General features: G+C 53.1%; 18 protein-coding genes. 9 read left to right on the top strand and 9 right to left on the bottom strand.

What is annotated here, in order from left to right; genetic code table 11:
- The first annotated feature begins 88 nt into the window (after nt 1-88).
- Nucleotides 89-1366 carry an iron-containing alcohol dehydrogenase gene (locus OXH16_20170; protein MCY3683723.1) on the top strand — a complete coding sequence of 426 codons (1278 nt, stop codon included), beginning with the start codon at nt 89-91 and terminating at the stop codon, nt 1364-1366.
- An 86-nt stretch (nt 1367-1452) separates the two neighbouring features.
- Nucleotides 1453-3336, top strand: a complete 1884-nt coding sequence (locus OXH16_20165) for a sodium:solute symporter family protein (GenBank protein ID MCY3683722.1) — start codon at nt 1453-1455, stop codon at nt 3334-3336.
- Nucleotides 3337-3372: 36 nt separating this feature from the next.
- Here OXH16_20165 and OXH16_20160 read toward each other — a convergent pair whose 3' ends face one another.
- On the bottom strand, nt 3373-4404 hold the full coding sequence (locus OXH16_20160) for a mandelate racemase/muconate lactonizing enzyme family protein (protein MCY3683721.1): 1032 nt from the start codon (nt 4402-4404) through the stop codon (nt 3373-3375).
- A gap of 115 nt (nt 4405-4519) precedes the next feature.
- Between OXH16_20160 and OXH16_20155 the strand changes: the two genes are divergently transcribed.
- The 4 genes from OXH16_20155 (at nt 4520) to OXH16_20140 (ending at nt 11600) form a co-directional block, all read left to right on the top strand.
- Nucleotides 4520-5266 (top strand): DUF1992 domain-containing protein, encoded by a 747-nt coding sequence (locus tag OXH16_20155; protein ID MCY3683720.1) that lies wholly within the window; start codon nt 4520-4522, stop codon nt 5264-5266.
- A 155-nt stretch (nt 5267-5421) separates the two neighbouring features.
- Complete coding sequence (locus OXH16_20150) at nt 5422-7719, top strand: ABC transporter ATP-binding protein (GenBank protein ID MCY3683719.1); 2298 nt, start codon at nt 5422-5424, stop codon at nt 7717-7719.
- A gap of 17 nt (nt 7720-7736) precedes the next feature.
- The gene (locus OXH16_20145; protein MCY3683718.1) at nt 7737-8246 is read left to right on the top strand and encodes a DUF1854 domain-containing protein; all 510 of its coding nucleotides are present in this window, start codon (nt 7737-7739) and stop codon (nt 8244-8246) included.
- A gap of 99 nt (nt 8247-8345) precedes the next feature.
- Nucleotides 8346-11600, top strand: coding sequence for an efflux RND transporter permease subunit (locus tag OXH16_20140; protein MCY3683717.1), 3255 nt, complete (start codon nt 8346-8348; stop codon nt 11598-11600).
- Nucleotides 11601-11664: 64 nt separating this feature from the next.
- Here the strand turns inward: OXH16_20140 and OXH16_20135 are convergent, their stop codons facing one another.
- Nucleotides 11665-12036 (bottom strand): polymer-forming cytoskeletal protein, encoded by a 372-nt coding sequence (locus OXH16_20135; protein ID MCY3683716.1) that lies wholly within the window; start codon nt 12034-12036, stop codon nt 11665-11667.
- A gap of 148 nt (nt 12037-12184) precedes the next feature.
- On the opposite strand from OXH16_20135, the gene OXH16_20130 reads away from it, so the two are divergent.
- From OXH16_20130 to OXH16_20120, 3 genes are read left to right on the top strand one after another with little or no spacing between them, the layout of a single operon-like run.
- The gene (locus OXH16_20130) at nt 12185-12559 is read left to right on the top strand and encodes a hypothetical protein (GenBank protein MCY3683715.1); all 375 of its coding nucleotides are present in this window, start codon (nt 12185-12187) and stop codon (nt 12557-12559) included.
- The gene (locus tag OXH16_20125; GenBank protein ID MCY3683714.1) at nt 12556-13338 is read left to right on the top strand and encodes an ABC transporter permease; all 783 of its coding nucleotides are present in this window, start codon (nt 12556-12558) and stop codon (nt 13336-13338) included. The genes OXH16_20130 and OXH16_20125 overlap by 4 nt, the downstream gene beginning before the upstream one ends.
- Nucleotides 13339-13351: 13 nt before the next feature.
- Nucleotides 13352-14317, top strand: a complete 966-nt coding sequence (locus OXH16_20120) for an ABC transporter substrate-binding protein (GenBank protein ID MCY3683713.1) — start codon at nt 13352-13354, stop codon at nt 14315-14317.
- Here the strand turns inward: OXH16_20120 and OXH16_20115 are convergent.
- From OXH16_20115 to OXH16_20085, 7 genes are all read right to left on the bottom strand, one after another.
- Nucleotides 14304-15728 (bottom strand): amidase, encoded by a 1425-nt coding sequence (locus tag OXH16_20115; GenBank protein ID MCY3683712.1) that lies wholly within the window; start codon nt 15726-15728, stop codon nt 14304-14306. The two genes, OXH16_20120 and OXH16_20115, sit on opposite strands and share 14 nt — an antisense overlap.
- Entirely contained in the window at nt 15704-16744 is a 1041-nt protein-coding gene (locus OXH16_20110; GenBank protein MCY3683711.1) for a Gfo/Idh/MocA family oxidoreductase, read from the bottom strand. The genes OXH16_20115 and OXH16_20110 overlap by 25 nt, the downstream gene beginning before the upstream one ends.
- 3 nt (nt 16745-16747) lie before the next feature.
- Complete coding sequence (locus OXH16_20105; GenBank protein ID MCY3683710.1) at nt 16748-17644, bottom strand: aldo/keto reductase; 897 nt, start codon at nt 17642-17644, stop codon at nt 16748-16750.
- Between the two features lie 5 nt (nt 17645-17649).
- On the bottom strand, nt 17650-18324 hold the full coding sequence (locus tag OXH16_20100; GenBank protein ID MCY3683709.1) for a TIGR04283 family arsenosugar biosynthesis glycosyltransferase: 675 nt from the start codon (nt 18322-18324) through the stop codon (nt 17650-17652).
- Nucleotides 18325-18334: 10 nt separating this feature from the next.
- The gene (locus OXH16_20095; protein MCY3683708.1) at nt 18335-18877 is read right to left on the bottom strand and encodes a CDP-alcohol phosphatidyltransferase family protein; all 543 of its coding nucleotides are present in this window, start codon (nt 18875-18877) and stop codon (nt 18335-18337) included.
- Between the two features lie 104 nt (nt 18878-18981).
- Entirely contained in the window at nt 18982-19713 is a 732-nt protein-coding gene (locus OXH16_20090) for a sulfite exporter TauE/SafE family protein (protein MCY3683707.1), read from the bottom strand.
- Complete coding sequence (locus tag OXH16_20085; GenBank protein ID MCY3683706.1) at nt 19700-20521, bottom strand: hypothetical protein; 822 nt, start codon at nt 20519-20521, stop codon at nt 19700-19702. Before OXH16_20085 ends, OXH16_20090 begins: the two co-directional genes overlap by 14 nt.
- Nucleotide 20522: the final 1 nt, after the last annotated feature.

Genomic DNA, 20522 nt, shown 5'->3' with positions numbered 1-20522 from the left:
TCGAATTACGGTGCATCGCTTAGCGAACACTGGGCGATGTACCTGAAAAATCAACTATATCAAAACTGCTAATTATCGGAATCAACACATGAACAAAGACACCGCATTTCAAATGGGCGCCTCAAACCTGCGATTCGGGGTGGGAACAACGCGAGAGATCGGCATGGACCTGTCCGACATGGGCCTCAAGCGCGTCCTCGTCATCACCGATCCCAACCTCGTCGATCTCCCCCCCGTTCAAACCGCGAGAGAGAGCCTGGAATCCGAAGGCATAGAATACGATTTGTTCAACCGCGTGCGCGTGGAACCCACAGATGTCTCTTTCAAAGACGCCATTGCCATCGCCACAGAAGGCGCTTACGAAGGCTATGTCGCCATCGGGGGGGGGTCATCTATCGACACGGCAAAAGCAGCCAACTTATTTGCAACCTATCCCGACGACTTCTTCGCCTATATCAACGCACCCATCGGCCAGGGCAAACCCGTTCCCGGCCCCGTCAAACCCCTCTTTGCCATACCCACCACAGCCGGCACGGGAAGCGAAACCACGGGCGTAGCCATTATGGACCTCTCTGACCGCCACGTCAAAACCGGCATCGCACACCGCTATCTCAAACCCGACCTCGCCATTGTCGATCCCGAAAACACGCGCACCATGCCGCCTTCTATCGCGGCGGCAACCGGCCTCGATGTCCTTTGCCACGCCCTCGAATCCTTCACTGCCATCCCCTATACCGAACGCCCCAGGCCCCATCGCCCAATCGAACGCCCCGCCTATCAGGGCGCCAATCCCATTTCCGACATGTGGGCACTCAAAGCCATTGAAATGACCACGCAATACCTGCCCCGCGCGGTTCGCAACCCCGATGACGACGAAGCCCGCGCGCAAATGATCCTCGCCGCATCGCTCGCCGGCATCGGCTTTGGCAATGCAGGCGTTCACCTCTGCCACGGCATGTCGTATCCCGTCTCAGGTATGGTGAGAGACTTCAAACCCAAAGGCATGATCACGGACCACGCCATCATCCCACACGGCATGTCCGTCGTCCTCAACGCCCCTCCCGTCTTTCGCTTCACAGGCCCCGCGCGTCCAGACCGCCACCTTCGGGCAGCACAAATTATGGGCGCAGACATCTCCAGCGCATCTCCCGACGAAGCGGGCCACATCCTCGCCGATCAAATCGTCGCCCTGATGAAACAACTCGAAGTACCCAATGGCCTGTCAGCAATCGGATTCACCGAAAGCGACATCCCCGCACTCGTCGAAGGCACCCTCCCCCAGCACCGCGTCACCAAACTCTCACCGCGTCCCGCAACAGCCGAAGACCTGGAGAACCTGTTCAAAGATGCGATGGTTGCATGGTGAAATCAAAGGTTGCCATTCTGTTTTTGAAATATTATGATGTAAGCGCCAACAGCATCGCTATACAGGCATAACAGGGAGGGCTTTTCGTGGACGCTAAACTAATCTGGCTTTTTGCTTTTGTGGGACTTTACTGGGCTTATTGCCTCTTCTGGGGTGTCAGAGGCGCCATTTCTTCGCGTACATCAACCGACTACTTCGTGGCCGGGCGCACCATTGGCTTATGGGTATTTGTTCTCGCGGCCACCGCCACCAGCTTTTCCGGCTGGACCTTTGTGGGACACCCCGGAAAAATCCTCATCGATGGCCTGCCCTACGCATTCGCCTCCTTCTACGCCCTCACAATTCCCTTTACCGGCGTGCTCTTTTTGCGCCGCCAATGGGTTGTTGGTCGAGCTTTTGAACACATTACCCCCGGCGAAATGTACACCACCTACTACGGTGGCAATGCCATGCGCCTGCTCACGGTTCTCGTAGCCTTCCTCTTTTCAGTACCTTATCTCGGCGTACAACTCCGCGCCTCTGGCGACCTCTTTCACGTACTCACAGACGGCATGATCGGCATTGAAATTGGCATGTTTGCCCTCTCTGCCATTGTTATGATCTACGTCGCATCCGGTGGTCTTCGCTCCGTAGCCTATGTTGACTGCGCCCAGTGCATCTTGCTCGCCCTCGGCATCATCATCCTCGGTGGCATCGCCATCAGCTTTACAGGAGGTTGGGGCGGATTTACCGACGGCCTCGCAAATTATGTCAAACAAGACCTCGCATCGGGTCAAAAACTCACCCCTGCCGGCCACTCAAACATCGTGGCTATGCCGGGAACGATCCAGGCCGTATCTTCAGGGGCAGAAGCACAGGGCAGCGTTTGGACCGGCATGATGTGCCTCACTTACATGTTCGCGCTCATGGGCATTCAATCCTCACCCGCCTTTTCCATGTGGTGTTTTTCCAACAAAACCAGCGAGCCCTTCCGCTGGCAGCAAGTCGTGGCATCCTCGATTATCATCGGCATCATCCTCTTCACCTTCACCATCTTTCAGGGCATTGGGGGCAACATCCTCATTGCAAACGGCATCTTTGAATCCGCCAATGACAAAAACCTCGTTCCCCAACTCATCAACCTGCTCACAGATTCGGCTCCCTGGCTCGTCGGCTTGCTCGCGGTTTGTGCCCTCGCCGCAATGCAATCCACAGGAGCAGCCTACATGTCCACCTTCTCGGGCATGGTCACCCGCGACCTCTACAAACAATACGTCGCCCCCGACGCATCGGACAGCGTGCAAAAACTCTGTGGGCGCATCTTCGTCATCGTCGTCACAGTGGTCGCGCTATTCGTCGCCGCACAATTCACCGGCGCCATCGTCATGCTCGGTGGCCTGGCCGTAGCCTACGGCTTCCAGATGTACCCGGCTCTCATGGGCGTGTGTTACTTTCCCTGGCTCACTCGCAAAGGCGTGGTCTGGGGCCTCGTTGCTGGCCTTATCGCCGTCACCCTGACCGACCGCACAGTATCCGTATTTGGACTTCCCTGGGGCGCATTTCCCCTCACCATTCACAGCGCGGGCTGGGGCATATTCGCCAACTTGATCATAGCCTTGCTCGTCTCGAAATTTGGATCCGAAAACAGCGAAGAACGCGAAAAACGCGAAAAACACCACACCTTCATCCAGGCCGTCTCTGGCCTCACCGAAGACCAGAAGAAATGGGTGACACCGGCGTGGATCCTCACAGTTTTGTGGTTCCTCGTTGGGTTTGGGCCTTTTGCCACAGTTGGCAACACCCTATTTTCCGACCCCAATACCCCGGCTACCTGGTCACCTTTTGGTTTGCCCTCGCTCTGGGTCTGGCAACTCCTCATGCTGTTCTTTGGCATCTTCGTCATGTGGATGCTCGCCTTCAAAGTCGGCCTCTCCAAACCCATTCCCATTGAAAACGTGACCTCACAGCGCAAAGCACTTTTTGAAAAATAAAAAGATCCCGGTGGATTTTCCACCGGGCTTAATGGGTTATTCCCACAGATCATCGTCGAACCACACCCCAAAACCCGGTCCCTCACCTGGCGCAATTTTGCCATCCATTACTCTTGGCTGATCGCGCACCCACGTCATCCAGGGACGTTCACTTTCAGCCAGGGGATCGGGATCGAGCGCGACAATCGCGTGCAGTGCCCACACCTCTCCCCCGCGATGTGGACACACCGCGACATCGTAATCCTTCGCCAACGCGTAAATTTTCACCAACTCTGTCAATCCCCCGCACCAGCACACATCCGGTTGATAAATAGCGTGTAACCCCCTCTGCATCAGATCCTCAAATCCGCGCGCCGTATATTCGTGCTCGCCACTCGCAATTGGAATAGGACTCTCGCGCATCAACCGTTCATAGCCGTCAAAATCCTCTGGCAAAAGCGGCTCTTCCAACCAGTCCAAATTGAACTCAGCCAACCGATCCGCAGCGCGCAACGTGCCCTCCACATCCCACGACATTGACGCATCGCACATCAACTGAATATCGTCACCCACGGTTGCTCGCACATCCGCAAAAAAATCGGCTATGGCATTCAGTTCAGTGTGGGGATCTATCCCACCAATGCCAAATTTTAATGCCTTATAGCCCAGCGCGAGTGCGCCTTCAAGATCATCCCGAGACCACCCCGTGCGATAAGATGGCACTGCCATTCGCGTTCCACCCAGCACTTCGACGAGCGGTTTATTCGCCCGCTTGCCCCGCAAATCCCACAATGCCAAATCCACGCCACTAATCGCCATCATCGCAATCCCTTTGCGACCATAAGCCGCGGTATGGCGATACATCGCATCCCACAATCCCTCGACATCCCCGGCATTTGCGCCAATCAAGACCTCGCGCAACACCGTCTGAACCACGTGAATACCCGCCGGGCCGCCGCCACCAACACCGTATCCCGACAACCCATCATCCGTATCAATCCGCACCAGAATCTGTCCAATAGATCCGCGCCAACCACCAGGTGCGCGATCCGCATCGGGCTGTACTGCGCGAACATGTGTAATGATCATATGCGATCTCCTATTTGAAATAAAAAACAATTGCTATTCTGCTTCTTGATATGAGACCCGGTTCTGGGTATATTTACCACAACTGACTTACCCGCCAAATTCCCGGAGGAATATAGTGAACAAAACAATCAGACGCACGCCTGATGGAAAGCCCGAAAGGCGCACGCCCGATGAAATGCTGCGCGATGCCGTATCAGACGATACCGATATTCCCGGCAAAGGCAAGCCGCTCGATTTAAAAGCGTATTTCCGCCCCGATGCAGAACATCGCATGGCGGGCAAAATCCTGCGCGACAACAATGTACTTCCCGCACATCTCCAGGAACGCAAAGACGCAGAAGAACACCTCAAAAAGGCCGAAGAGTATCTGCAACGCGCAAGCGAAAAAATCGCGCCATTGCAAAAAGCAATTCGTCCCCTCGCGCAAACACTCATCCGCACATTTTCCAACGACAACGAGATATGCGAAGCACTCGGTCTGAATGCACTACCAGAAAAATATCATCCCAATTTGGAAACACCGCCTGCGAGCGCATCTGATCTCCTTGAGACCATCAGCACCTTCGACCGATTGTGCAAACAATACAACGCATGGGTGCGCGACCTGACATATCGCTACCTCGAAAACCTGCGCCTCGCGCATGAAAATATCGAAGCCAGCAAAAAGCGGCAACTCGCCAACCGCTCGCTTTTGCCAACATACGCGCCCACAGCCAAAGTCAATATTGAAGCGCAGAAAGAATACATACAAAAGCGTTTCCCCCTCCTGCCCGAATGCTCGCACGACTGGCAATCGCGGCTCAAAGCATGGCAGCGATCTCAAAAGCCAACCCTCTGGCAGCGCATTTTTAAATCCGCCTGACCCCCTCCTATCCGATTGTAATATTTCATCTGCATCTATCTGCGTCCATCTGCGTCCATCTGCGGATACCACTCCTATCTTGTCTTGACGCATTTGCCAAATTCCAGTAACTTATATAAGTAAGTAAACACTTTCTTTTTAGCAGGAGTTGATCTGTGGCAAACGCTTCCGAGATAAATCTGCTGGAAATCCCTCCGCAGCACATTTTAGATGGCCTTATCCCATCGCACGAAACGGTTCAATTATCGGCCAGTACCGACATCCGTCTCGACGGCACGTATGGCATCGCTTATCTCCTCGCCACAGATAAACACCTGTTTGCAATTAGCCCCAATGGCGATTCCACGCCACACACAGAGCGCATCCCACTTTCAGAAATTACCAATCTCGAAGTCAAAGACCTGTTTGGCAACAGCTTGCTCAAAGTTCGCACCGCAACCACAGGCGCTACACTCGCGCGATTTACCAAAGGTCAGAACCAGAAATTTAATCGGATAACACACCGACTTGAGGCTCTTGTAAAAGACGCGCGCAAAACCGAAGACAAAATCGCCAAAGGCCAACTTGGACGCGCGATTTCGGGCAGGCGGTGTGACGTGTGCGGCACAATCATTTCGCGCAGAGTGGGAGTCTGCACCAACTGTCTCGACACCCGCAGACTGCTGTATCGCTTGCTCGCCTATGCGCGTCCCTTCTGGAAACTCGGAACGCTGAGCCTTGCCCTGCTCCTCACCTCGACCTTTATTAGCCTTACCCCACCGCTTTTGATGCGCGACCTCATCGATGGTGTACTCGCACCTTCTGCAGATTATGAAACGACCTTCTTCCGCGGCATCACAAACAGCATATTTGGGATACCAACCGGATACCAAATCCTCTATTTCCTCGTGGGCCTGCTCCTGCTGATCAACCTCTCGCAATCGGGCCTTCGCGCCATACGCTCGTATATCCTATCCGTTCTTGGACAGAAAATCACCTATAACCTCAGAAATGAGGTCTATCAGCACCTCCATCGACATTCTCTCAGCTTCTACAACGAACGCGAAACCGGCACCATTATGGCCAGCATCACCCAGGATGTGGGGCGCCTGCAAGATTTTATCAGCGATGGCCTGCAAGAAATCATCCGCGACATCGTTACCATCGCCTTTATATGCATCATTCTCTTTACGATGAATATCAAACTCGCCACCCTCGTTTTAATCCCCACGCCCCTTCTGATTATTGCAACCCTCAAATTTGGTCACCGCCTGCATCGAACCTATCGCGGCCTGTTTCGGCGTTGGGCTGCCATCAGCGCACTCCTTGCCGACACCATTCCCGGCGTGCGCGTGGTCAAAGCCTTTGCACAAGAAAACCGCGAAGTGGGTAAATTTCAGACGCGCAGTGAAGACCTTCTCAAGGGCGAAATCAAAATTGCGGGCATTCGCAGCATCTTCAGTCCCGTCATGGCTTTTATTACATCTATCGGAACGCTGATTATATGGCTCGTGGGGGGCACCTCGGTTCTCGACGGCGCTTTGACCCTGGGCAACTTTGTGGCATTTACGCAGTACATGTGGCGTTTTTACGGCCCGGTTGAAAGCCTCTGTCGCCTCAACCACCGCTTCCAGCGAGCCGCGTCTTCTGCCGAACGCGTCTTTGAAGTGCTCGATACACAACCCGACGTAACCGACAGGCGCTCTGCATACGCCATGCCCGCCATTGATGGGCGCATCCAATTTGACGACGTGACATTTTCTTACGAAATTGGCAAACCCATTCTCAAAAATCTCAATTTTACCGTTGAACCCGGCGAAATGATCGGCCTTGCCGGGCATTCTGGCGCGGGCAAAAGCACCCTGATCAATCTGATTTGCAGATTTTACGATATTGAAGAAGGCGCGATTTTAATCGACGGACGCGATATCCGCGATGTCACCCTCAAATCCCTGCGCGATCAGATCGGCGTCGTTCTGCAAGACCCTTTTCTATTTAATGGTCCCATAGCCGAGAACATCGCATACGGCAACCCCGATGCGTCACTCGATGAAATTGTCGCAGCCGCCAAAACAGCCAATGCCCACGATTTTATTCTTCGCCTACCCGATAGTTACGACACACCCGTAGGTGAACGCGGCGTTCGGCTCTCGGGCGGCGAAAGGCAGCGCATCTCCATTGCGCGTGCGATCCTGCGAAACCCGCGCATTCTAATTCTCGATGAAGCCACCTCCAGCATGGATACCGAGACAGAATCACAGATTCAAGAAGCCCTTTACAGACTCGTGCAAGGGCGCACGACCTTTGCCATCGCCCATCGCCTTTCCACGCTAAAACACGCAGACCGCCTCTTCATCATCGACAAAGGCGAACTCGCCGAGATGGGATCACACGCCGAACTCATCGCCTACGATGGTATTTACGCGCGTCTTTGCCGCATGCAAACCGAACTGTCCAAACTCCGCGCGTGGTAGCGAATAAAGGTATATCAATGTCTTCACTCCCCAATCTGACCAGCGACCTCTCCCTTCTCTCGCCCCGCGACATTCGTCTGTATCTCGACAATTTTGACGATCTCACACTCGACCTGCGCGGTGAAATCCACGAGCGGATTGGTGTGCAACGCGCTTTTCCCCTCAACGCATCTACAAAATTCATCGTGCTCCACGATTCAGACGGCGGCGAAATAGGCATAGTGCGCGACATGGCCGATCTCGACCCAGACAGCAGAGATGCATTGGAAATAGCACTCGAACAGGCATATTTTATGCCGCGCATTCTAAAAATAAATAGCATTGTTTCCAATTTTCACGTACCCACATGGGATGTGGAAACAGATCGCGGACACCGCGTATTTGAAATCCCCAGCAGCAAGCGCGACGTGCGCGTAATTGACGACGTGCGCGTGATCCTGCGAGACGCCGATGGCAACCGCTACGAGATCGCCGATTACCGTCGCCTCGATCCCGAGAGCATTGTATTTGTGGAAACCATTGTTTGAAACTTCTATCTGGGGAACAATCGCACGACTATTTTCGTCAAAACCAAAATGAATTGACGCGCCTATTCGCGCAGATTTTATAAGTAGGAAGGAGGAACCATGAAACTCAGCGAATTTGCTATTAATAAACCCATTAGCACCATTATGATTGTGCTCAGTATTATGATGATGGGTTTTATATCCCTATTCAGGCTGCCGCTCGAATACCTGCCCAGCCTGACATTTCCGCGCATATTTGTTTCTGTCAATTATCCCTCCTCTTCCCCGGAAGAAATTGAGCGATTCATCACGCGTCCTATCGAAGAAATCCTCGGCACGCTGTCGGGCGTTGAAAGCATAAGTTCCTCATCCAGCGGATCCAGTGCGCGCGTCGGCATGGAATTTGCGATGGATGCGGACATGGACCTCATCGGTGTTCACATCCGCGATCGCCTCGATCAAGTTCGCGCCGACCTGCCCGCCGATGTCGATCGCATCGACGTTCGCAGCTTCGACACCGAAGATTTTCCCATTCTCGAATACTCCCTCACATGGCTTGGCGAAAACAACCAGGAACTCGTCAACGTATTCAATCAAATGATCCTGCCCCGAGTGCAGCGTCTCGAAGGCGTCGCCAATGTCGCACTCGAGGGCCTGCGAGAAAAAGACCTCCTCATCGAAGTCGATCAAAAAGCCATGACAGCCTATAAGATGGACTTCCGCACCATCAATCGCGCCCTGAATAACAACAATATCAATGTCTCTGCGGGATATGTTACCGAAGGCAGCAAACGCCTCGCCGTTCGCAGTATGGGCGAATTTGAAACCGTTGATCAAATTCGCGAACTGCCCATTCGTCCCAATCTCATCCTCGACGATGTTGCCGATGTCACATACGATTATCCCGAATCCCGCAGTTTTGAACGCCTCGACGGCCGTCCTGCGCTAAACCTTGAAGTCCAGAAAGCTTCAACGGCCAACATGGTCGATGTCTGCAAACTCGTGCGCGATGAACTCGCCCTTATTCACTCGGAAGTCGGCAAAGACAGGCTCCGAATGCACATAGTGCGCGACCGATCCATCGACGTGACAAATAGCATCGCCAGCCTCAGCCAATCTGCTATTTTGGGAGGCCTGTTAGCCGTCATCGCCATCTTTATATTTCTTCGCAATTTCCGCAGCACGCTCATCATCGGCTCTGCTATCCCCATCAGCGTGCTCACCGTATTCCTGATCATGTATTTCATGCGTCAATCCGGATCGAACATAACCCTCAATCTCATTTCCATGATGGGTCTGATGGTCGCCATCGGCATGCTCGTCGATCCCGCAGTCGTAGCCCTCGAAAATATCTTTCGCAAGCGGTTCGAAGAGGGACAAGATGCCAGGCACGCCGCGCTCGAAGGTAGCGATGAAATCGGACTTCCCGTCCTCGCCGCATCGCTCACCACCATCTGCGTATTTATTCCGGTCATTTTTGTCACCGATTCGCGCACCTCGCTCTTCATGCGCGACTTTGCCATTACCGTGATCATATCTGTTATTGCCTCATTTAGTATCGCGCTCTCCCTCATCCCGTTAGCAGCCTCTCGCGCATTCAATGCAGACGGTAAAATCCTCGATCGCATACTCAAGAGCATCGTCGGTCTCGTAGCCGCGCTCGGCCTGGGTACACTTATTTACTACACGGACTTCAGCAAAATTGATTATGCAGGTGTGTGGGCAAATTTCAATAAGACCATCAGCGAACTTCCGACATTTGCCAAAATCGGTTTTCCCGCCGTCATTGCACTGGCCGTCTTTCTCTATTTCCGCTACCGATCAATCGGCCCCAAAGCCCTCTATGCCAAATTGGTCTCTTCCACCCTTCACTATCGATGGGCAACGCTCTCGGTGGCATGTGTCTTGCTATTTATGGGCAACTACATCTACGGAAAAGTAGAACAACAACCCTTCCGCTATCAGCCCAGCCGCGCTGTAAGGCTCACCATTGAAATGCCCCGCAGTTACGATGTGGATCAAGCGCGTGAGATCTTCAAAATTGCCGAAGACATGCTCATCCCCTTAAAAGACGAACTCGACATCGAAGCCATTGGCAGCCGATATAGCGGTCGGCGTGGCACCCGCCTGACCCTTTATCTCACGCCGGCAGACGAAGGCAAACTCACCACAGATGAAGTTCAACGCAAAGTTATGGCACTCCTGCCCAAAGACATTCCGGGTGTGCGTTTTAAATCCGGAGGTGGCCGTGGTAGTTCTGCCGTGGGGGCTGGCATTCAACTCAAAGGGCGCAACCAGGAAACACTGGCTATTTTGGCCGAAGACATTGAAACCAGTATGCAGGGTATGCCCGGCGTTCACGAAATACAAACCAGCCTCGAAAGTGGAACCGAGGAAATTCGCGTCACAGTCAATCGCGAGCGCGCCCAGCGCTATGGCCTCTCGCCGCGCGATATTGCAACCACCATCGCCTCTGCACTCGGCTCGCGCGGTGGCTCCAATTTCAAAACTCCCGATGGTGAAATCGACATCACAGTACTGCTGCGCGAAGAAGACCGCGCCACTCTTGAACAGCTCAAAACAACGGAGTTTGAAAGCGACAACGGCGGCATGGTCACCTTCTCCAGCCTGGCGGATTTCGATCTGACAACGGGCACCAACACCATTCGACGCGAAGACCGTATGTCAACCGTAACGGTTTTTGCCAATACAGACCAGCAGGCCGTATTTCGCGTGGGCCAGATTATGAAAATGCGCATGGAAGGCGTGCCCCTGCCCAAGGGATACACCTATGAAATGGACCGGCGCTTCAGGTCTATGAATGCAGAACAGAATCAGGACTACGAGACCTTGATTTTAGCACTCATCCTCATTTACATCATCATGGCCTCGCTCTTTGAATCCTATGTCCATCCCCTCACCATTATGTTCTGCATCTTCTTCGCATTCATCGGTGTCGCGCTCGGTCTCTACACCTTCAAAATCGCCATGGACAGCAATGCCAAATACGGTCTTCTCGTGCTCTTTGGCATCGTGGTCAACAACGGCATTGTCCTGGTCGATCACATCAACAGATACCGAAAGCAGGGCTTTACTCGCCGCGATGCCATTATCCGCGGTGGGCAAGACCGTTTGCGTCCGATTATGATGACCGCCACGACCACGATCATTGGCCTGATGCCGCTGGTATTGCCGATGCTCTTTGGCAATGCCGAAGGCACCTCAAGACGCTGGGGACCAATCGGCCTGGTGGTTATTTCCGGACTGTCCATCTCAACAATTTTAACCCTCGTGCTCCTGCCCACGGTCTATTCCCTCATGGATGACCTTTCCCAATTTGCCAAGCGCGTTACAGCCGTAGCACGCGCGCAATAAAAAAAGCCCAGAGCAATCGGCATTCATACCGGTCGCTCTGGGCTTGCATCTTCTGAAAAACGCACTACACTTCCTCGCGCAGCACCTCTTGTATCTCACTGCCCGCATCGCAGTCAGCCTTAAAAACAGCACCATCTTCAACGATCAAGACACCCGTTTGAATTTTCCCAATAAAAGTGGCTTGCGACTGCAAATGCACTTTCTCTTCAGCTACCAGATTCCCCACAATCCGCCCGCTAATCAATGCGTCGCGCACCTTCACATTGGCCTCGACAACACCCGACTTCCCCACAATCAGCGTACCGGATGACTCGAGTTCCCCTTTCAAGATCCCATCTACACGCACGCCAGCCTCAATTCGAAAATGACCTTCAGAAACTGCGCCACGCCCAATAATAGTATTCATGGTCTTATCAAAATTTGTGTTGCGATCCATAGGCCTCTCCTCCAAAAAATTTCTCAACATCCACATAATATAAATCACAGCATTTCGAGTCAATTTCTTTCTCGAACTTTCCGCTTGACAAGTATTTTCTACAGGCGTACTTTGCGAGCCGTTTTATACCCCAAACCGAGGAGAAACTGTGGCGTTCACAATTACCAAAACCGTTCGTCCAAACGCTGTGTGGCAAGAAATGTACCTCCAGATACAAAAAGATCAGCGCGTAATTATCACTGCAGAGGGCCTGTGGTCTCCCGAGATGCGTCCGCTTACCATTGTCTGGTGTGGTCCCGATGGCATTGAAGGGCGTCCCGCCGATGATCAATATCTCTTACCCGGCACAAATGTGGGAGCGCTCGTTGGACGCATTGGCGATAGCCCCATTCTTTCAGTGGGCAATTATTTCGATTTTTATTCACCCTACGAAGGCCCGCTATTTCTCGCGATGAATGAAAATCCCGATTACCACAGCCAGGCCGGTTCTCTCCACGCGCAAATCATCTTATTTGACCTGTGAAACTAATCCGCTTTTTTGCCAGAGAATACGCCCTTTCAGGGCTATTTATCATCCTGCTACTCGGCTTGTGGGAAATAGTCGTGCGGATCCTCGACCTCGCTGCATTTATCCTCCCACCGCCCTCTCAAATCCTGTCCAAATTTGCCGCATCCCATCGCCTCCTGTTCTCTCATGGCCTCGTCACACTCACCGAAGCCCTCGGCGGCTTTTTCACAGGCGCGTCATCGGGGCTACTTTGCGCCATAGCAATGGCCCGATCCCGCCTGATTGAACGGATGCTCTATCCACTGGTCATCTCCACCCAGACCTTCCCCAAAGAGGCACTGGCGCCTGTCTTTGTTATCTGGTTTGGATTTGGCCTTTTGCCAAAAGTGATTATTGCGGGACTAATTTCTTTTTTTCCCGTTGTGATCAACACCACGCGCGGTCTCTTATCAGTTGACAAATCCATCCTCGACTTGATGCGGTCGCTCTCGGCCAGCCAACGACAAATTTTTTTCAAAGTGCGCTTGCCCAATGCCATTCCCTACCTTTTTGCCGCACTCAAAATGTGCATCACGCTCAGTGTAATTGGCGCTGTAGTCGGCGAATTTGTCGGCTCCAGTGCGGGCCTGGGCCATCTCATTCGACTCGCCAATTCAGAACTCGCCACCGATTTGATGTTTGCCGCCCTGCTCGCACTTGGATGTATGGGCACGGGCCTGTTTCTACTCGTTGACGGCCTCGAGAAAACAGCCCTGCGCCGTTGGGGTGGCGCCGTTGAAACCATAGGACGATAAAAGGAGTATTCCCATGAAAAAAATAGTCATCGCTCTTGCCCTCGCCCTCTTCACCCTCTCCTGTACGAGTACAGACAAGACACAAGTGCAATTCATTCTCGACTGGAAGGCGCAGATGGAACACGCGGGCTTTTTTGTCGCCAAACAAAAGGGCTTTTACGAACAAGAGGGACTTGAGGTCGAAATCCTCGAAGGCAGTGGTGCCCCCACTGCGGCCCGCGTCGTGGGCAACGGCACCTACAAACTCGGCGTAGCCAGCGGATCGGCAACTGTTATGTCAAGAGCGCGTAATATCCCCATTGTATCGCTCGCCGTAATCAATCAGCAAACCCCGGTGGTCGTTTATTCGCTCGTAGAAAAAAATATCACAACACCACAGGACCTGATCGGCAAAAGCATTGGCGTCAATGTCGGCGGCACGAAACACCGCGAATTTCAAGCTTTCTTGCGCCACCAGAATATCTCTGAAGAAGACATACAGCTCATGGGCATGAGTGAAGCCAGCCCGGCACCACTCCTCGCAGGTCAAGTCGATGCCATGCTCGGATATACCGAAGACCAACCCGTCACAGTCGAACTTCAGGGCCACGCGGTCAATCGCCTTGCCCTATCGGATTACGGCATCGATGTATATAGCACCAATATCATTGCCAACGAGTCTTTTCTCAAAGAAAATCCCGATCTGGTCAAACGCTTTTTGCGGGCGAGCCTGCGCGGATGGCAACACGCCGTCGATCATCCCGAAGATGCGGTAGCAGCCTACATGGCCGCACGCCCCGAAAGCGATGAAGCCTTCAATCGCGCCAATTTCAAATATCTGATTCCCCTATTGCAGAGCGCCGACACACAACAACAGGGCCTGGGTGCCCAAACGGAAGCAAAGTGGCAACAAACACAGGACATCCTCCACAGCCTGGGCATGATCGACCAAAAAGTCGATCTCAACCTGATCTTCACTACGGAATTTATACCTGAATAAAGTCGGGAGCCAACCGCGAACCTACCGCCTGCTCATAAGCATAAGCCAGGCGCAAAATTCGAGCCTCGTCATAAGGTTTGCCAATAATCTGCAAGCCAATAGGCAAAGCTTCATCAGACCACCCACACGGAACCGACACCGCGCATAAACCCAAAAAATTGACCAGCCGCGTTGTCAACCTGACGGGCGCAGCATCCACATCTGCGATACGCGGTGCAACCGTCAACATCGTCGGACAAATCACCGCATCCACATCTCGCAGGGTCTCACGGGCAGAGATTCGCAACGCCTCGCGCTTTTGTAAAACCGCCGCATAATCTGGCGCAGAAAAAGACGCGCCATGTGCAATCCGCGCGCGAATGCGCGGATCCATCATCTCACCCCGCCGGGTAATCAAATCTCCATGGCATGCATACCCCTCCACGCACATAATCATCGCACTGCCGCGGCCCTCGAGCTCTTCGTCTAACTCTTCCCGCGCTTCGGGAAATTGCATTTCCTCCACATTGACCCCCAAGTCACACAAAATCTCTGCCGCGGCTTCTACCGAAGCAATAACCACGCCATCTGCCCCATCGCAAAACGGATCGCGCACAAATCCTACGCGCAACCCCTTCACATCTCGCTTTAACCCGCGAACCACATCCACCAGCGGTTGATTTAATGTCACTGGATCAGCCGCATCAGGTCCAGCAATCGCCTCAAACACCAGCGCGGCATCTTCCACAGACCGCGTCAAAGGTCCCATGCTATCCAGCGTCCACGAAAGCGGCATTGCGCCAGCGCGGCTCACCCGTTCCAGCGTGGGCTTGAGCCCCACAACACCGCAAAACGACGCCGGGATCCGAATAGATCCCCCCGTATCCGTACCCATAGCAACAGGCACCAGCCCTACCGCCACGGCCACCCCCGACCCACTGCTCGACCCACCCGGCACGCATTCTGATCCCCAGGGATTGGGCGGTGTACCGTAATGGGGATTCAAACCATAAGGTCCAAACGCGAGTTCCACCATATTGGTCTTGCCCATCAACACAGCGCCGACACGCGAAAGACGCTTTGCGACGGTTGCCGAATCCTCCGGAACAAATGTATCCCATACTTTCGCGCCCGAAGTCGTGCGAATACCCGCCGTGTGAAACAAATCTTTAAGCGCGATTGGAATGCCGTGCAAAGGACCCAAATCCGATCCCGACCGCAACATCACCTCCGCCGCCTGTGCCTCGGCGCGAGCGCGTTCTGCCGTAACAGTAATAAACGCCTTTGCCTGATCGCCGTACTCGTCGATGCGATTGAGCAATGCATCCACCACCTCAACCGGCGACACATCCCCCGCCCGATAGCGCGCGCCCAATTCCGATAGGGTTGCAAAATGCATATCCACAGTCAGACATCCTCCCCAGGTGACCACATCACCCGTCCTGCAATCATGTCCTCTAACAACACAAGCTCCCCACCGCGTTCGGCAGATGCATTGGCTCCCAGTACAGCCGCCAGACTGTTCAGCGCATCGCCATAAGAGCTCCGCATCAAGGTGCGGTCTCCCTTCCGTATAGCACTGACAAATGCCTCTGCCTGAAACGCAAACGCATTGGGACGGCCATCCCACGCCGCGACTTCTTCGCCATTCAACACGACATTTTGCGCCGACCACTCGAAAAGCGCATCGTCGGCAACAAGTGTCACCTCGCGCCGCGCATAATTCACATTGGTCAACACCCGCGATGTCGTTGCATTGGCAACCACACCACTCTTAAATCGATAATTCACATTATAGACATACGGCATATTGATCGGCTCTGGTCCCTCACCTTCCGCGCGGTAAAAATAAAACGCCGATACCGCCTCGATATCCCCCAGAAAAAAACGCAACAAATCGATCATGTGAATCGTATTTTCCACGTACGATCCCCCACACAGGGCCATGCGACTCGTCCAGTATCGGATATGCCGCCCGCTGTAAAACAACTGCACCTGTGCATGCCGCGGCACCCGCGCTTCGAGCATCGCCTTCAAATATTCAGCAGAAGGATAGTAGCGACTCATGAACCCCACCTGGGAAACAATACCCGCCCTATCAATCGCCTCATTAAATGCCACAGCCTGAGCCATATCCAAACTCTGCGGTTTCTCCACAAAAAGAGCGATCCCCTTCTCCGCAGCGATCAACTCCGCATCCGTATGCAAAGCCGGGGGCAAGCACACATAAACCCCATCCAATTCCTCTTTGTCAAACATCTCGCGGTGATCTGTGTAAACAGATTTCGCGCCCCAAACCTTTGCCTGCTCAGACACAACACCCTGATCCACATCGCAAAATGCCTGCAATACTACCTCGCCCTTTTCGACCAATTGGGAAAGAACTGGCAAATGTGCATTCTGCGGAATATGACCCAAACCAATCATCCCTATGCGAATGGGTTGCATATACTATTCCCCCTCTATCTCTGCAATCAATTCTCCGGATAATCTCTCACCATCCGACACACGCACACTATCCTCCAACTCATCGATATCCGATACCCCGCACAGCAACATCGACACCCGATTGTCCGACAACAAATAGCGCAAAGCCGTACGCGTCAGGGGTTCATCTAAATCTTCAACAATTTTCTCTACCCGAATCAGATTGTCGTACAAATCGGCAAATCGCCCCTGCGCCATCCACTGCTCCCGCTTTGAACCCAACAACCCCGCGTGCAGTGGCGAAGCGCAAATCACGGCAACGCCTTCTGCCGCTGCTGTGGGAACCAATTCCTCAGTCGCTTCTCTCGTCAGCAAATCGTACTTGCAAAACGTAATCACCGAAACAAAAACATCGGTCTCTTTGAGCACCCGAGACATCAAATCCAGATCGGAACCCGTCAGCCCAATATAATCGCAAATTCCCTGAGCCTGTATCTCCAACAACGCCTCTATAGTCCGACCTGCATCAAACAACCCGGGCCACCCGGCTTTTTCGGCTTCGTGCACCTGCAAAAGGTGCACATGATCGCGCTTTAACCGCTTCAAACTCGCATCGAGACCGCGCCATACCGCATCGCGTGTATAGTCAAAAGGCTCGGGATAATACCCCACCTTTGTCGCCAGATAATACGGCTCTCGCACACCCGACAGCGCGACACCCAGCACCTCTTCGCTGCGCCCGCGTCCGTAAAGTGGCGCGGTATCGAAATAATTCACACCCAATTCCAGCGCCCGTTCCACCACCGCCACCCCATGTGACACCGGCTTTAGCCCCATCTCCGGACGCCCGTAGAACCACGAACCGCCAAGCCCTATCTCACTGACCTCCCATCCCGTCTTGCCAAATATCCTGTATTCCATTTCATTCACCGATACCATCGACTCAACGTGACATCCGACACAGAAAGCGTATAGAGAATACGCAACACCCACATCTCTACCACAGTGCGAACAAAACCCCACTCGCGCCACCGCCGCGTGGAACTGCATACCCGTGCATTGAGCATTACAAATTTGCCCTCACGCGCCACACGCGAGCAAAACTCTGAATCCTCAAACAACTGCAAGGATGGAAATCCCCCCACAGCATTAAAAGTCTCTCGCCGAATATAAATACCCTGATCGCCATAAGTAATCCCCAAATACCGGGAGCGCAATGTACTCAAAAACGCAACCAATCGAAAACCAATCGTCTTCTCCGACAAGCCGAGCCGAAATCGCCCGCCCACTACACCGGGCACACGTAGCGAATCGCGTATCAACATCAACCCATCAGAGGGCAAAAATGTATCGGCGTGCAAAAACAAAAACACATCGCCCGTCGCCCGTTCTGCACCGGCATTCATCTGCAGTGCTCGTCCTGCTTTCGCTACCTGGACCCATTGTGCTCCACCACGCGCCGCAACCACCCTCTGAGTGTCATCCGCACTCCCACCATCTACCACAATCAGTTCCACGTCCTCAACATCGCAAAACTGAGTCAGACACGCGCCGATAACAGCTTCTTCATTTAGAACGGGAATAATCACACTGATCCGCACATCGACCCCGCTATCTTTTTATTACATCATAAAACTGCCGTCCATAACTAATCAGTGAAACAACGAGAAACACAACACTCAGACCAATCAGCAGGGGCTTGAGCGCATCGGCATCCCATAAATAGGCCAAAAGCAACCCACTCAGCACCAGCGTTGTAACCTTGCCCCAAAAATTGGAAGACAACAACACATCGCGTCGCTTGACCAGATACATCCCCGCAAAAAAAATCACCACATCGCGCAACAAAACGACCACAACCAGCCATACGGGCAAATCTTTGAACACAACCATGGCAATTGTAATCGCGCCAACAGCCACCTTATCAGCCAGAGGATCGAGAATCTTCCCCCACTGTGAAATTTCATCCCGCCAGCGCGCGAGCCACCCATCTATCCAATCGCTGACAATCATCACCACCACCACGCCGAAAGCTTCCCATACATAATCCGGCCCCAATGCAATAAGCCATATAGCGGGCAGAGTCAGCACCACGCGCAACAAACTAACGGCATTTGACAGCGTCCAGAAACGATCGCGTTCAGTACTTCCCATACAACACCTCGGACGAATCAGCGAATCTACGAATCTACGAACCCCGCCCATCCTCCCAAAATCAGTGTGTATTCCATTCGTCTATTCGTCTATTCGCTTATTTTTTATGACAACATCAATTTCAGTCCAATTCCCAGCACCAGAACCAGCACACTGCGGTTAAACCACACTGGGGATAACCGTCTATTCAAAAACAAACCGACCGCTGCCCCCAGGAACAAAGCCGGCAACATCCACGTATCCATCACCAAACTCTGGAAATTGATCAATCCCAAAAAAACATAAGGCGTCAACTTCAAAAGATTTAAAACAATGCCAAAAATCCACGCAGTACCCACAAATGTGCGCCCGACCAGGCCCTGTGGCAACAAATACAACATCAAAATCACGCCCCCCGCAGAAACCAATGTGGAAACCACTCCCAAAGTCACACCAACGCCAAAACGCATCCACGGTCCCGGCGGTCGTACATTCACCAGTACCCGATCCCTCAGGGTCTGTAACACAGCAAAAATACATGCCAGAGCGCCTAACAGGCGTCGAAACCAGACCTCTGGCACAATATCCAGAATACCCGCACCAATCAAAATACCCAGTACCATACCGGGCATCAACGCCTTGACATGGTCTCCAACCCAATGTCCCCAGTAGTACCGCGCACTGATCACATCGGTTGTCAGAGAAAGTGGCAAAACAAGCCCCAGTGCGGACTTTGCGGGCACTGCGAGCGCGAGAACTGGCACAGCCACCACACCAATACCACCGCCAAATCCCGCGCGCATCACGCCAATCAAAAAACCGCCAACTCCCAACACCACAAAATCAATTATATCCATCAGCCGTTTCCTTCGCCTCTCCCCTCCATATCTCAAACGCATTCGCCGCAGGTCCTACCAGAAACAGCGCGTAAAACGGTGCGTAAATCGCTTCATTCAAGCGCAAAATCATCTCGACAAAAGCCACCAGAAACGCGACAAAGCACTGCCCTTTTCGCGTCATCACAGTCGTTCTGGGATCTGTAATCATAAAAAAAATGAACAACTGATACATCGGTCCTGTAATCGGCGCAATGCTCGTCAAATACGCCTGCCCGGTAAACATGCAGCGAATAAAAGCAAAAGCCAAAAACGAAATAACATATACCGCGCAGATATGAAACCGCCGCAATCGCCAGAGCGCAGCACTTCCCAGAATCCAGATGATTACCATGGTCCACAGGGTATTGCCCCACTGGATACTCAACCCCGCCACCACTTCAGGGGCGAGAAACAGCATAATACTCACCCCAAAATTGGATGGATTCCACAAATGCCTGCCGCGCCATCGCAACACATACTTAGATGCAATAGACAACACGCTGCACAACACATAAGGCCAAAACAGAGGCGAGCGGATCAAAATACCCACACTAATCCCGGTAATATACGCACTGACCAGCCCCGGCCACACACCCCACGTCAACCGCCCCAGTGCAAATTCCGTCAGTACGCTACTCAGGATAGCTGTCAGCGTCTGCCCCAAACTCTCCAAAAAGCCAAAAGTAACCTGTCCCCCAACCAGAATGCAAGTAATCAATGCCGGCGACAGATAGCGGCTTTGCAACCCCGTCCAGACCGACTTCCAGAACCCACTCGCTCGATCCATT

Source organism: Gemmatimonadota bacterium (assembly GCA_026705765.1).
In the GTDB taxonomy this organism is placed as follows: domain Bacteria; phylum Latescibacterota; class UBA2968; order UBA2968; family UBA2968; genus VXRD01.
Note: the sequence above shows the minus strand (reverse complement) of the source record. Positions and strands in the feature narration are given on the sequence as shown.

Coding starts and splice junctions, on each gene's coding strand:
- OXH16_20170 (MCY3683723.1), top strand. CDS start 89: ATGAACAAAGACACCGCATTTCAAATGGGCGCCTCAAACCTGCGATTC.
- OXH16_20160 (MCY3683721.1), bottom strand. CDS start 4,404: ATGATCATTACACATGTTCGCGCAGTACAGCCCGATGCGGATCGCGCA.
- OXH16_20145 (MCY3683718.1), top strand. CDS start 7,737: ATGTCTTCACTCCCCAATCTGACCAGCGACCTCTCCCTTCTCTCGCCC.
- OXH16_20140 (MCY3683717.1), top strand. CDS start 8,346: ATGAAACTCAGCGAATTTGCTATTAATAAACCCATTAGCACCATTATG.
- OXH16_20135 (MCY3683716.1), bottom strand. CDS start 12,036: ATGGATCGCAACACAAATTTTGATAAGACCATGAATACTATTATTGGG.
- OXH16_20120 (MCY3683713.1), top strand. CDS start 13,352: ATGAAAAAAATAGTCATCGCTCTTGCCCTCGCCCTCTTCACCCTCTCC.
- OXH16_20110 (MCY3683711.1), bottom strand. CDS start 16,744: ATGCAACCCATTCGCATAGGGATGATTGGTTTGGGTCATATTCCGCAG.
- OXH16_20105 (MCY3683710.1), bottom strand. CDS start 17,644: ATGGAATACAGGATATTTGGCAAGACGGGATGGGAGGTCAGTGAGATA.
- OXH16_20095 (MCY3683708.1), bottom strand. CDS start 18,877: ATGGGAAGTACTGAACGCGATCGTTTCTGGACGCTGTCAAATGCCGTT.
- OXH16_20090 (MCY3683707.1), bottom strand. CDS start 19,713: ATGGATATAATTGATTTTGTGGTGTTGGGAGTTGGCGGTTTTTTGATT.
- OXH16_20085 (MCY3683706.1), bottom strand. CDS start 20,521: ATGGATCGAGCGAGTGGGTTCTGGAAGTCGGTCTGGACGGGGTTGCAA.